Annotated in this window: 12 protein-coding genes and 1 pseudogene; 3 read left to right on the top strand and 10 right to left on the bottom strand. The window is 70.7% G+C overall.

The features are described from left to right. Window positions 1–275: MarR family winged helix-turn-helix transcriptional regulator (locus tag VF542_RS09905; RefSeq protein WP_408651539.1), on the top strand; the 275-nt coding region annotated here is incomplete at its 5' end. 21 nt (window positions 276–296) lie between these two features. Here VF542_RS09905 and VF542_RS09900 read toward each other — a convergent pair. Continuing rightward, the gene (locus VF542_RS09900) at window positions 297–1,949 is read right to left on the bottom strand and encodes an FAD-binding dehydrogenase (RefSeq protein ID WP_408651538.1); all 1,653 of its coding nucleotides are present in this window, start codon (window positions 1,947–1,949) and stop codon (window positions 297–299) included. 113 nt (window positions 1,950–2,062) lie between these two features. Between VF542_RS09900 and VF542_RS09895 the strand changes: the two genes are divergently transcribed. Further along, window positions 2,063–3,853, top strand: a complete 1,791-nt coding sequence (locus VF542_RS09895; RefSeq protein ID WP_408651537.1) for a gamma-glutamyltransferase family protein — start codon at window positions 2,063–2,065, stop codon at window positions 3,851–3,853. Between the two features lie 6 nt (window positions 3,854–3,859). On the opposite strand, the gene map is transcribed toward VF542_RS09895, so the two are convergent. Further along, window positions 3,860–4,738: a type I methionyl aminopeptidase gene (map, locus tag VF542_RS09890; RefSeq protein WP_408651536.1), complete on the bottom strand. Its 879-nt coding sequence runs from the start codon at window positions 4,736–4,738 to the stop codon at window positions 3,860–3,862. Between the two features lie 5 nt (window positions 4,739–4,743). Next, window positions 4,744–6,498, bottom strand: coding sequence for a ribonuclease J (locus VF542_RS09885; protein WP_408651535.1), 1,755 nt, complete (start codon window positions 6,496–6,498; stop codon window positions 4,744–4,746). 187 nt (window positions 6,499–6,685) lie between these two features. On the opposite strand from VF542_RS09885, the gene VF542_RS09880 reads away from it, so the two are divergent. After that, window positions 6,686–7,009, top strand: a complete 324-nt coding sequence (locus tag VF542_RS09880; RefSeq protein ID WP_408651534.1) for a hypothetical protein — start codon at window positions 6,686–6,688, stop codon at window positions 7,007–7,009. Window positions 7,010–7,031: 22 nt separating this feature from the next. On the opposite strand, the gene VF542_RS09875 is transcribed toward VF542_RS09880, so the two are convergent. From VF542_RS09875 to VF542_RS09845, 7 genes and pseudogenes are all read right to left on the bottom strand, one after another. Further along, window positions 7,032–7,907 carry an oxygenase MpaB family protein gene (locus VF542_RS09875; protein WP_408651533.1) on the bottom strand — a complete coding sequence of 292 codons (876 nt, stop codon included), beginning with the start codon at window positions 7,905–7,907 and terminating at the stop codon, window positions 7,032–7,034. Window positions 7,908–7,928: 21 nt separating this feature from the next. Next, window positions 7,929–8,786 carry an amino acid ABC transporter permease gene (locus VF542_RS09870; protein WP_408651532.1) on the bottom strand — a complete coding sequence of 286 codons (858 nt, stop codon included), beginning with the start codon at window positions 8,784–8,786 and terminating at the stop codon, window positions 7,929–7,931. Beyond that, entirely contained in the window at window positions 8,783–9,430 is a 648-nt protein-coding gene (locus VF542_RS09865; protein ID WP_408651531.1) for an amino acid ABC transporter permease, read from the bottom strand. The genes VF542_RS09870 and VF542_RS09865 overlap by 4 nt, the downstream gene beginning before the upstream one ends. A 30-nt stretch (window positions 9,431–9,460) precedes the next feature. Then, on the bottom strand, window positions 9,461–10,348 hold the full coding sequence (locus VF542_RS09860; protein ID WP_408651530.1) for a glutamate ABC transporter substrate-binding protein: 888 nt from the start codon (window positions 10,346–10,348) through the stop codon (window positions 9,461–9,463). 51 nt (window positions 10,349–10,399) lie between these two features. Beyond that, window positions 10,400–11,161 carry an amino acid ABC transporter ATP-binding protein gene (locus VF542_RS09855; protein WP_408651529.1) on the bottom strand — a complete coding sequence of 254 codons (762 nt, stop codon included), beginning with the start codon at window positions 11,159–11,161 and terminating at the stop codon, window positions 10,400–10,402. 94 nt (window positions 11,162–11,255) lie between these two features. After that, entirely contained in the window at window positions 11,256–11,918 is a 663-nt protein-coding gene (locus VF542_RS09850; protein WP_408651528.1) for a DedA family protein, read from the bottom strand. A 154-nt stretch (window positions 11,919–12,072) separates the two neighbouring features. Beyond that, window positions 12,073–12,606: pseudogene (locus VF542_RS09845) on the bottom strand (NAD-dependent epimerase); the annotation flags it as partial.

Here is a 12,606-nt window from a genome sequence, read left to right as displayed (position 1 = left end):
TGACCATGCGCGAGCTGGCCGGCCGGCTGGGCACCGATCCGCCGTACACGACTGTCGTGGTCGACGACCTGGAGCGGCGCGGACTGGTGCGGCGCAGCACATCGCCGGACGACCGGCGGGTCAAGATCGTGACCCTCACCGAAGCCGGCGCCCGGGCGGCCGCTGTTGCCGAGGAGATCCTGAGCGAGCCGCCACCGGCGCTGGCGGCGCTCGATGCCGGTGACCTTGCCGAGCTGACCCGGATCCTGAACCGGTTGGCGGCCGATGGAGGCTGATCGCCATGAGATCCAGCCAGGTCACGCCACCGCTGCCGCGGCGGCCCGGCCGGCGACCCGGCCGGAGAAGAGGCACCCACCGAGAAAGGTGCCTTCCAGCGACCGGTAGCCGTGCATGCCGCCCCCGCCGAAGCCGCTGGCCTCCCCGGCCGCGTAGACGCCGGCCATCGGCTGACCGCCCGGCCGGAGCACCCGGCCGTCCAGATCGGTTTCCAGGCCGCCGAGGGTCTTGCGGGTGAGCACGTTCAGCCGGACGGCGATCAACGGTCCCGCGGCCGGATCGAGCAACCGGTGTGGTGGGGCGACCCTGATCAGCCGGTCGCCGACATAGCCGCGCGCCGCACGGATGGCGATCACCTGCAGGTCCTTGCTGAACCGGTTGTCGATCTCGCGGTCGCGGGCTTCGATCTCGCGCTGGACATCGGCGAGGTCGAGCAGGTCGTCGCCGGTCAGGGTGTTCATGCCGGTGACCAGCTCGCGCAGCGTCACGGCGGTGACGAAATCCGCGCCGCGTTCCTGGAATGCCGCCACCGGTGCCGGCGCGCCGCCCCGTCCCCGGCTCAGCACCTGGCGTACCGACTTGCCGGTCAGGTCCGGGTTCTGCTCCGATCCCGACAGGCTGAACTCCTTGGAGATGATCCGCTGGTTGAGCACGAACCAGCTGTAGTCATGGCCGGTGCGCATCAGGTGGGCCAGCGTGCCGAGGGTGTCGAAGCCGGGGAACAGCGGGACCGGCAGCCGCCTGCCGCGGGCATCGAGCCAGAGCGAGGACGGCCCCGGCAGGATCCGGATCCCGTGGTCCGGCCAGATCGGGTTCCAGTTCTGCAGTCCCTCGGTGTAGTGCCACATCCGGTCCGGGTTGATGACGTTGCCGCCGGCTGCCTGGGTGATGCCGAGCAACCGGCCGTCCACGTGCGCGGGCACGCCGGCCACCATCCGGGCCGGCGCTGATCCCAGCCGGGCCGGCCAGTTGCGGCGCACCAGGTCGTGATCGCCGCCGATGCCACCGGAGGTCACGATCACCGACTGGGCCCGCAGCTCGAAGTCGCCCACTTCGGCTCGCGAGCTCGGCCGGCCCCGCTCGACACCGCTGGGCTCCAGCACCGCACCCCGCACGCCGTCGACCGTCCCGCCGGTGCCGGTCAGCCCGTCCACCCGGTGCCGGAACTTGCAGGTCACCAGGCCGTCGGCCTCAGCCTGGCGGACCCGCCGGATGAAGGGCTCCAGCAGCCCTGGCCCGGTGCCCCAGGTGACGTGGAACCGCGGCACCGAGTTGCCGTGCCCGGTCGCCAGGTACCCGCCGCGCTCGGCCCAGCCGACCACCGGAAAGAACCGGATGCCCTGGGCGTGCAGCCAGGACCGCTTCTCACCGGCCGCGAAGTCGACGTATGCCTCGGCCCAGCGGCGTGGCCAGTGGTCTTCAGGCCGGTCGAAGCCAGCGGTGCCCAGCCAGTCCTGCATGGCCAGCTCGCGGGAATCACGGATCCGCAGCCGGCGCTGTTCCGCGGAGTTAACCAGGAACAGCCCGCCGAAGGACCAGAACGCCTGGCCGCCGAGGGACTGCTCGGGCTCCTGGTCGAGCAGGATCACCCGGCGGCCGGCGTCGGCCAGCTCCGCCGTGGCGACCAGTCCGGCCAGTCCGGCTCCGATGACAATCACGTCCGCGTCGGTCATCGGCACAGGCTATCGGCAGGCGATGACGGCGGGCCGGAGCTACGTGCGCGGCGGCAGCCCGCAGGGCGGGTGGGCTCCGCACCCGCCGATCGGCGCGTGGTAGGACTGGACCGGTGATGACCACCCGGCCCGAGCTGCAGGGCAGTTTCGGCATGATCGCCAGCACCCACTGGCTCGCCTCGGCCGCCGGCATGAGCGTGCTGGAACGGGGCGGCAACGCCTTCGACGCCGCGGTCGCCGGCGGCTTCGTGCTGCAGATCGTCGAACCGCACCTCAACGGTCCCGGTGGGGACCTGCCCGTCGTCCTGTGGAGCGCCGCCGACGGGTGCGCGCACGTGGTCTGTGGGCAGGGACCGTCGCCCGCGGCGGCCTCGCTCCAGCACTTCAGTGACCTGGGGCTCACCCTGGTGCCGGGCAGCGGCCCGCTGGCCGCGACCGTTCCGGGGGCGTTCGGCGCCTGGACGACGATGCTGGAGCGCTGGGGCACCTGGGAGCTGGCCGACGTGCTGGCCTTCGCGCTGCACTACGCCGAGGTCGGCTTTCCGGTGCTGCCCGCGATCAGCCGGACCATCGGTGCGGTCAGCGAGCTGTTCACCGAGCACTGGCGCCCCTCGGCCGCCGCCTGGCTGGACGGCACCGCCCCGCCGGCGCCGGGCAGCTGGTGGCGCAGCCCGGCCATCGCCGCCACCTACCGACGGATCCTCCAGCACGCCACCGGAGGCACCCGCGAGCAGCGGATCGCGGCCGCACGGGACGCCTGGTACCGCGGTTTCGTCGCCGAGGAGGTCGAGGCAGGGCACCGGACCGCCTGGCGCGACACCTCCGGCCGCGACCACGCCGGCCTGCTCACCGCCGAGGACCTGGCCCGCTGGCAGGTGCCGATCGAGCAGCCGGTGACCACGCCGTACGCCGAGCGCTACCAGCTGCTCAAGACCGGCCCGTGGGGTCAGGGGCCGGTGGTCGGACAGCAGCTGCGGATGCTGGATGTCCTCGGGTTGCAAGGTGAAACGCCGCTGTCCGGACGCTGGATCCACCTCGTCACCGAGGTCGCCAAGCTGGCCTACGCAGACCGCGAGGCCTGGTACGGCGACCCACTGGCCAGTGACATCCCGCTGGCCACCCTGCTTTCGGACCCGTACGCGGCCGAGCGGGCGGCCCTGGTCGGCGAGCAGGCCGACCTGGACCTGCGGCCGGGCTCACCGGACGGCAGGTCACCGCGGCTGGCCACCCTGCCGGTAGCCGGCAGCCCGTCCCCGGGAATGGGCGAGCCGACGATGGGCAGCAGCGAGCCGGCTGTTGGACGGCTCGGCGAGAACCGGGGTGACACCTGCCACCTGGACGTGGCCGACCGGTGGGGCAACCTGGTCTCGGCCACCCCCAGCGGCGGCTGGCTGCAGAGCTCGCCGGTGATCGCGGCGCTGGGCTTCCCGCTCGGCACCCGGGCCCAGATGTTCTACCTGGAGCCGGACCTGCCGAACTCGCTGCGCCCGGGGGTGCGTCCCAGGACCACCCTGTCGCCGTCGCTGGCGCTGCGCGACGGCGAGCCGTGGCTGGCGTTCGGCACGCCCGGCGGTGACCAGCAGGACCAGTGGCAGCTGGCGTTCTTCACCGCTCTGGTCCGGGCCGGCGACGGGGCGAACCTGCAGGCCGTGATCGACGCCCCGATGTTCCACACCAACCACTTCCCGTCCTCGTTCTACCCCCGGGACGCCCATCCTGGCGAGCTGGCGGTCGAGGACCGGCTACCGGCCGAGGTGCTCACCGAGCTGAGCGACCGGGGCCACCGGCTAACGCTCTCCGGCCCGTGGACGCTGGGCCGGCTCAGCGCGGTGGCCCGCGAGGGCGACGTGCTCAGGGCCGCCGCCAATCCGCGTGGCGCGCAGGGCTACGCAGCCGGCCGCTGATCGGGCTCAGCCGGCCAGCGTCAGGATCTCGGCGCCGTCCTCGGTGATGTGCAGGGTGTGCTCCCACTGCGCCACCCAGGACTTGTCCCGGGTGACGACCGTCCAGCCGTCGTCCCACATCTCCCAGGCGAACCCGCCGAGGGTGAGCATCGGCTCGACGGTGAAGGTCATGCCGGCCTGGATGAGCGTGGTCCCTCGCGGTTCGTCATAGGGCCAGATGGTGGGCTTGGTGTGGAAGGAGTACCCGACGCCGTGCCCGGTGAAGTCACGGATCACGCCGTAGTCGAACCGCTTGGCGTAGGCCTCGATCACCCGGCCGATCACGCTGACCGGGCGGCCCGGCCGCGCCGCCCTGATGCCGCGCATCATCGCTTCGTGGGTCCGCTCGGACAGCAGCTTCACGTCCTCGGCGGGCTCGCCGGCGAAGAAGGTCCCGCAGGTGTCGCCGTGCACGCCGTCGACGTAGGCGGTGACGTCGATCTTCACCACGTCCCCCTCGACCAGCGCCACGTCGTCCGGGATGCCGTGGCAGACCACCTCGTTCACCGAGGAGCACAGCGACTTGGGAAAACCCTTGTACCCCAGGGTGGACGGGAACGCCCCGTGGTCGAGCAGGAACTCATGCCCGATCCGGTCCAGCTCGTCGGTCGTGACACCCGGCACGACGTGCCGGCCCACCTCGTCCCGGGCCAGAGCGGCGATCCGGCCGGCGACCCGCATCCGCTCCACCGTCTCGGCGTCCTTCACCGGCGGGTCGTCACGATCCCACGGCGCACCGGTGGCCCGGCCGGCGTTGTCGACGTACTCCGGCGGGACGACGGTGGCCGGCGTGCCGCGCATCGGCGAGATCCTCCCCGGCCGGACCGGTGGCCGGGAACGGCCCATCCGCCTCATACCTCGATGACCATCGGCATCAGCATCGGGCGACGGCGGAAGGTCTTGTCGACCCACCGGCCGACGGTCCGGCGCAGGATGTGCTCCAGGGCGTCGGCGTCGCGAACCCCGTCGGCCACCGCCTTCTCGACGGTCTTGATCAACTCCAGCCGGATCGGGTCCAGCGCCTCCGGGTCGTCGGTGAAGCCCTTGGCGGTGACCTCGGGGCCGTAGACGACCTTTCCGGCTCGCAGGTCCACCGCGACCAGGATCGAGACGAAGCCCTCGTCACCGAGGATCTGTCGTTGCCGGATGACGGCATCGCCGATGTCGCCGACCTGCAGGCCGTCGACGTAGACGTTGCCGATCTCGATCTGGCCGACGATCTCGGCGTCGTTGCCACGCAGGTCCACCACCACGCCGTTCTCGGCCAGCAGGATGTGCTCCTTGCGCATGCCGGTCGACTCGGCGATCGCGGCGTGCGCCCGCAGGTGCCGCCACTCGCCGTGCACCGGCATCAGGTTCTTCGGCCGCACCGCGTTGAGCAGGTAGCGCAACTCCCCGGCCGGCGCGTGGCCCGAGACGTGCACCAGTGCCGTCGACTTGTGCACCACCGTCGCGCCGAGCCGGGACAGCCCGTTGATGACGGTGAAGACCGAGTTCTCGTTGCCGGGAATCAGCGAGGACGCCAGCAGGATGGTGTCGTCGCTGACGATCCGGATCACCGGGTGGTCGCGGTTGGCCATCCGGCTCAGGGCCGACAGCGGCTCACCCTGGGAGCCGGTGCAGATCAACATCACCCGGTTGGACGGCAACTGCTCGGCGTCCTTGAGGTCGACCAGGACGCCCTCGGGCACGGTGAGCAGTCCCAGGTCACGGGCGATCTGCATGTTGCGGACCATCGAGCGCCCGACCAGCGTGGCATGCCGGCCGGACTCCACCGCGGCGTCGAGCACCTGCTGCACCCGGTGCACGTGGCTGGCGAAGCAGGCCACGATGATCCGTCCGGTGGCCCTGGTGATGACGTCGGCGACGACCTTGCCGACCTCACGCTCGCTCGGGATGAAACCGGGCACCTCGGCGTTGGTGGAATCGGACAGCAGCAGGTCCACCCCCTCGTCACCGAGGCGCGAGAAGCCGGGCAGATCGGTGATCCGGCCGTCCAGCGGGGTCTGGTCCATCTTGAAGTCACCGGTGTGCAGCACCGTGCCGCCGGAGGTGCGCAGTGCCACCGCCAGGGCGTCCGGGATCGAGTGGTTGACCGCATAGAACTGCAGGTCCCACTGCCCGACCGTCAGCCGGTCGCCCTCCCGGACGACCCGCAGGTCCGGCCGGAGCCGGTGCTGCTCCAGCTTGGCCGAGATCAGGGCCAGCGTCAGCCGGGAGCCGATCAGCGGGATGTCGGGACGCGAACGCAGCAGGTAGGGCAGCGCGCCGATGTGGTCCTCGTGGCCGTGGGTGAGCACGATGGCGTCGATGTCGGCGAGCCGGTCGGCGTAGGCGGACCAGTCCGGCAGGCCCAGATCCACCCCCGGAGCGTTGGTCTTGCCCAGCAGCATCCCGCAGTCCACCACCAGCAGCCGGGACCCGCCCGGACGGCCGCCGCCGGAGCCTGCCTGACCGGCCCGGTTCGTTGCGGGCACGGCCGGCGACCGGCTCTCGAACATCGTCATGTTCCGGCCGACCTCGCTGATGCCGCCGAGCGCGACGATCCGCAGGACACCGTCCTGAAGTTTCGGGGGATTCCCCAGCGCTCGTTCTGGCGTGCTCACCTGGGATGGCCTCCTGCGTGCTGGCTGGTCGGGCGTGGATACGCCGCACCCGTCCGGGCGCGGCGGGTGTCTCTGACGCGAGTTTATCTACCGGCTCCGCTACCGTGAGCGCCCATGAGTGAGGATCGCAGCGAGCGAGGACCGGAGCGAGTCGCGATGAGCGCTTGCGCGAAGAGCTGGTGACGGCATGAGCTCACCAGCGCGGGCAACGGTGGTCGACGCACTCGACAGTAGCCAGGTGCAGAACGTGGGGCTGGGCGCCATCGTGGTGATCGTCCTGCTGGGCCTGCTGCTGGCCCGGCTGGTCACCAAGATGGTCACCAGGGTGATCGTGCTGGTGCTGGCGGTGGTGCTGGCGGTGGTGGTCTACCAGCAACGAGACCGGGTGGCCAGCGCCGTGGCCGATACCGGCAAGCGGTGTGACGCGACCTTCTTCGGGGTGCACGTGCAACCGGATGACCCGGTGGTACGCAAGGCCTGCGAGCAGGCCGGCAAGCTGCCGCGCAAGTAACCGCGCATCGCGGCGCCGAAGCTCAGGCAGCGGTAGGGCTGTCGGTGACCGGCGTCAGCACCCACCGGATGCCCCGGATCAGGCCCTCGCCGGCCAGCCGCACCACCGTCGCCTCGGCCAGCGGCAGGTAGGGCAGCCGCAGCGGCCAGCGGGCCCAGACCGGCAGGCTGGCCACCGCGGCGGCGGCCAGGATCCCGTACGGAGCCCGGACCGGCAGCGGCAACGGCGGCTTGAGCAGCATGAACCGGGCCGCCTCCCGCGCCTCCCGGGTGCCCTTGAGCTCGGGCCGGTAGCCGTGCAACCCGGCCCGGACCTGGGCTTCGGTGGTGGGCGGGTCCAGCACTCCCAACGCGGCGGCCACCCGGGCCGCGTCGGCGACATAGCCGTCCCGGCCGGCCTGGTCCAGGGAGCCGGCGCCATAACGCTGGTAGGCGTAGAGGAAGCTGTCCACCTCGGCCAGGTGCACCCAGCGCAGCAGGTGCGGATCGGAGGCGGCGTAGGGCCGGCCGTCCGGCGCGATGCCGCGGACCCGCTCGTGGATGGCCCGGATCCGCGCGATCATCGCCTGGGCGTCGGCCTCGGTTCCGAAGGTGGTCACCGCCAGGAAGTGGCTGGTGCGGTGCAGCCGTCCCCACGGGTCACCGCGGTAGCCCGAGTGCCCCGCCACCCCGGCCATCGCCAACGGGTGCAGCGACTGCAACAGCAGCGCGCGCAGCCCGCCGACGAACATCGCCGCATCGTTGTGCACCTGCCAGATCGGCCGGCTCTCGTCAAACCAGCGAGGCCCCTCGGACAGCGCGATCCGCTCGCGCCGGTCGGGGCCCTTGCTGCCGGCCACCTGCTCGAACAACGCCGCGCCCAGCCGCTCGCGGACGCTGGACAGTACGGGAAGAGTCACCCCATCGACTGTACGTCGCCGCTACAGCACGCCCATCCCGGTCTCGACCTGGGTGGGGGCGACCGGGGCCCGGGCGCTGGTACGGCGCTGCCGTCCCTCGACGTAGCCGGCCAGCGCGGACAGCAAGGAATTGATGACGATGTAGATCAGCGCGACGGCGAGGTAGAGCTGCAACGGGTTGCGCAGCACCTGGACCAGCTGGCCACCGGTGCGCAGCAACTCCGCGTAGCCGATCACGAAGCCGAGCGAGGTGTCCTTGAGCAGCACCACCAGCTGGCTGATCAGGGCCGGCAGCATCACCCGCACCGCCTGCGGCAGCAGCACCATCCGCAGCGTCTGGCCCCGGCTCAGCCCGATCGCGTAGGCCGCCTCGGTCTGCCCCTTCGGGATCGACTGGACACCCGCCCGGACGATCTCGGCGATGACGGCGCCGTTGTACAGGGTGAGGGCCAGCACCAGCGCCCAGAGCGCCGGCAGGTCGGTGTGCACCACGCGCGGCCATGCCAGGAACAGCGCGAAGATCAGCAGTAGCAGCGGGACGCCGCGGAAGAACTCGATGACGGCGATCACCGGCAGCCGGATGAACCGCCGCCGCGACAGCCGCCCGAACGCCAGCAGCACCCCCAGCACCGCCGCCAGCACCATGGCGTACACCGCGGCGTGCAGGGTGTTCTCCAGGCCGTCCTGCAGGCGCCGGTACAGCTGCGGTTCGGTGAAGAACGGCTTGTACTTGTCGTAGTCGAACTGCCCGTTGGCCGCGAGCCGCCGGGCGGCCAGCCCCAGCACGAGGAGCAGCACCAGGGCGCCGACGATGCTGCTGATCAGCACCCGCCGGCGGCCCCGCGGGCCCTGGACGTCGTAGAGGACCGGGGCGGTCATCGGCCGGCCGACACGGCGCGCTCGAGCAGGCTGAACAGGAAGGCGCTCACCAGCGCCAGCACCAGGTAACCCAGCGCGGCGGCGGCGATGATCGAGAGCACCGCGTTGCCATGGGCGTTGATCAGCTGGTTCATCGACTGCACCCCCTCGAAGACGAAGAACGCCGAGGCGATCGAGGTGTTCTTCAGCAGCGCGATGAAGACGCTGGCCAGCGGCGGCACGATGTTGGCGAAGGCCTGCGGCAGCACGACCAGCCGCAGCGTCTGACCGAACGTCATCCCGATCGAGCGCGATGCCTCGGCCTGGCCCGGCGGGACCGAGTTGATGCCCGAGCGCACCGCCTCGGCGACGAACGAGGCGGTGTAGATGCTCAGCGCCAGCACCGCGAACCGGAAGAACGGCAGCTTCACGTCGACCTCCGGCAGCCCGAAGACCACCAGGAAGAACACCACCGTCAGCGGGGTGTTACGCACCAGCCGGACGTAGGCGGCGCCGGCCCAGCGCAGCGGCGGGACCGGCGAGACCCGCATCGTGGCGATCAGGGTGCCGAGCAGCAGCGCCCCGATCGCCGCGAGCAGCGTCAACGACACCGTCGTGCGAAAACCCTTGACGAAGACGTCGAGGTTGTCGAGAACGTCGTTCATCCCGGCGCTCGACCGTTCTCCTGGCCTGGGCTACTTGTCGCAGCCGTGCGGTTCGGGCAGCGTCGGCGTGGTCTGGATGACCTTGCCGGCGGTGGCCTTGAACGCCTTCTCATAGCTGCCGTCGGCGACCGCGTCCTTCAGCACCTTGTTGATGAAGTCGCAGAACGGCTCCTGGCCCTCGGGGATCCCGATTCCGTACGGCTCCTGCGAGAACGGCTTGCCGAGCAGCTCGAACTTGTCCGGAGCCTCGCTGACGTAACCGGACAGGATCACGTTGTCGGTCGTCACGGCGTCGACCTGGCCGTTGGCGAGGGCGTCGCGGCACTTGGAGTAGGCGTCCACCAGCAGCAGCTCGCTGGTGGACAGGCCGTACTTCTCCTGCACGGTGGCGGCCGGGGTCGAGCCGCTCACCGAGCAGGTCTTCTTGCCCTTGAGCGTCTCGGGTCCGGTGATGCCCTTCGGGTTGCCCTTGGCGACCAGGATGTCCTGGCCGGCCACGAAGTACGGCCCGGCGAAGTCGACTATCTTGTCCCGCTTGTCGTTGATGGTGTAGGTGGCCACCACCATGTCGACCTTCTTCTGCTGCAGGAAGGGCTCGCGGTTGGCCGACACCGATTCCACGAAGGTGATCTTGTCCTCGGAGATGCCGAGCTTGGCGGCGATGAGCTTGGCGATCTCGACGTCGAAGCCCTCCGGCTTGCCCGACAGCCCCTTGAGCCCGAACAGCGGCTGGTCGAACTTGGTGCCGACGGTGAGCTTTCCGGCCGCCAGGATGTCAGCCATCCGGGTGCCGGCCGCGAAACTCGGCTTGGCGACCGGGGTCGTCACGTTCTTGTCGTTGTCGTCGCCGCCGCAAGCGGCCAGTGACAGCACCAGCGCGGTGGCCGGAATGAGGGAGATCAGGCGCAGGGAACGCATGACGGGGGTCCTTCTCTGTTCGGGACGCGGCGGGGCCGGCCCAGCGGGCGGTCAGTGGGTAAGGATCTTGGACAGGAAATCCTGGGTACGGGCCGATTCGGGGGCGGTGAAGAACGTCTCGGGGTCAGCCTGTTCGATGATGCGGCCGTCGTCCATGAACACCACGCGGTGCGCGGCCCGTCGGGCGAAGCCCATCTCGTGGGTGACGACCACCATGGTCATGCCGCTCTTGGCCAGCGCGGTCATGACGTCGAGGACCTCGTTGATCATCTCGGGGTCCAGGGCGGAGGTGGGCTCGTCGAAGAGCATCACCATCGGATCCATCGCCAGTGCCCGGGCGATGGCGACCCGCTGCTGCTGGCCGCCGGACAGCTGGGCGGGATACTTCTCGGCCTGGCTGGCGATCCCGACCCGCTCCAGCAGCTCGCGGCCGCGGGACTCGGCGGCAGCCCGCTTGACGCCCTTCACCTTGACCGGCCCGAGCATGACGTTCTCGAGCACGGTCTTGTGGGCGAACAGGTTGAAGGACTGGAACACCATGCCGACCTTGGCCCGCAGCTGGGCCAGTTCCTTGCCCTCGGCCGGCACCGGCTTGCCGTCGATGGTGATGGTGCCGGCATCGATCGTCTCGAGCCGGTTGATGGTCCGGCACAGCGTGGACTTGCCGGAGCCGGACGGGCCGATCACGACCACGACCTCACCACGGTCGATGCTGAGATCGACGTCCTTGAGCACGTGCAGTGCCCCGAAGTGCTTGTTGACGCCCGAGAGGACGACCAGGGGACTGCCCGAGCCTGCGGTCGGAGCGCTCATCTGTTTCTCACGATTTGCAGCCTATCGCCGCGCCGTGCGCGCCGGGCAGCCCCGGTGCTGCGCCGGGGACCGATCGTGACCCGACCGTTGTCGGCTAGCCGCTGACCTTGCTGGGCCGGCTGCGCCACCAGTGCACCGCGGTCGGCAGCAGCGACAGCACCACCACCGTGACCAGGATCAGGTCGATCTTGGGGGCGACGGTGTCCCGGACGAAGTCGATATGGCCCAGTGCCCGGCCCAGCAGCAGGATGCCGTCGGTCCACAGCACGCCGCCGATCACCGAGTAGAGCGCGTAGACCGAGAACCGCATCCGGCCGACGCCGGCCATCACGGTGGCCACCGTCCGCACCACCGGCACGAACCTGGCCAGAATCACCGTCGCGCGGCCGAACCGGTCGAAGAACGCCTGCGATCGGGTGACGTACTCGGGTTTGAACAGCCGGGACCGGGGGCGGTCGAACACCTTCGGACCGGCCTCCCAGCCGATCCAGTACCCGACCAGGTTGCCGGCCACCGCCGCGATCGGCAGCGCGATCAGCATCACCGGCAGGCTGGGCAGGTCGATGGACGGGTCGTTGATGGCGAGCAGCAGGCCGGCCGAGAACAGCAGCGTGTCACCGGGCAGGAAGAACCCGATCAGCAGCCCGCACTCGGCGAACAGGATGATGAGCAGCCCCACCAGGCCGTAGCTGCCGAGCAGGTGCTTCGGCGAGATGGGGTTGGCCAGGATCTGGTTCGCCAGGTCATGCGTCGTCATACCTGGAAAGCTTACGGACGGCGGGTGTGGCTTCCCGCCATTCAGCCAGCCGGCCCGGGGTTGCACAGCTCACGTACAGCAGAGCCGAAGCTGGGTCGGAGCCCGGGCCGGGCATGTGAACCAGGGCATCCGACCGAGGACGATCCGTTCGGGCTCAGCCGGTCCAGCCGGCCAGCAGTTCCTGCTCCCGCTCCGGGGCCAGGCCCGGCGTGCGTTCCGAGCGCTGCCAGCCGCCCTCGATGGAGCGCATCCAGTCCCAGGTGTCCAGCAGGGTCTGCCGGACCGGCCGGCACGCCAGCCCGGCGGCCTCGGCCGCGGTGGTGTCGTGGGCCCACAGCCCTGGAACATCGGCGGCCGGTGACCACAACGGCAGCTCCGTCCAGCCCTCTACGCCGGCCGCCGTGAGGTAGTCATCGCTCACCCAGACGAACTCGGCGTCCGAGCCGGTGACCTCCCGGGCCTCGGCAAGCAGCTGGCCCCGGTTGATCTGGTGGGCGGGCCCGGTCACTTCGAAGGTGCCTGCCGGACGCAGCAGCGCGAACTCGGCGATGTCGCGGGCGTCGATCATCCGCAGCTCGTCCTCCGGCCTGCCGGGAGCCAGGGTCCGGCCGCCCCGGGCCACCCGGTCCAGCCACCACGGCAGCCGCCCGACCCGGTCGTTCGGGCCGACGATCAGGCCGGCCCGCAG

The sequence above is a fragment of the Jatrophihabitans sp. genome (assembly GCF_036389215.1).
GTDB lineage: Bacteria > Actinomycetota > Actinomycetes > Mycobacteriales > Jatrophihabitantaceae > Jatrophihabitans_A.
This window is presented reverse-complemented; position numbering and strand designations above follow the sequence as displayed.

Coding starts and splice junctions, on each gene's coding strand:
- VF542_RS09865 (WP_408651531.1), bottom strand. CDS start 9,430: ATGAACGACGTTCTCGACAACCTCGACGTCTTCGTCAAGGGTTTTCGC.
- VF542_RS09860 (WP_408651530.1), bottom strand. CDS start 10,348: ATGCGTTCCCTGCGCCTGATCTCCCTCATTCCGGCCACCGCGCTGGTG.
- VF542_RS09880 (WP_408651534.1), top strand. CDS start 6,686: ATGAGCTCACCAGCGCGGGCAACGGTGGTCGACGCACTCGACAGTAGC.
- map (WP_408651536.1), bottom strand. CDS start 4,738: ATGGGCCGTTCCCGGCCACCGGTCCGGCCGGGGAGGATCTCGCCGATG.
- VF542_RS09855 (WP_408651529.1), bottom strand. CDS start 11,161: ATGAGCGCTCCGACCGCAGGCTCGGGCAGTCCCCTGGTCGTCCTCTCG.
- VF542_RS09870 (WP_408651532.1), bottom strand. CDS start 8,786: ATGACCGCCCCGGTCCTCTACGACGTCCAGGGCCCGCGGGGCCGCCGG.
- VF542_RS09850 (WP_408651528.1), bottom strand. CDS start 11,918: ATGACGACGCATGACCTGGCGAACCAGATCCTGGCCAACCCCATCTCG.
- VF542_RS09900 (WP_408651538.1), bottom strand. CDS start 1,949: ATGACCGACGCGGACGTGATTGTCATCGGAGCCGGACTGGCCGGACTG.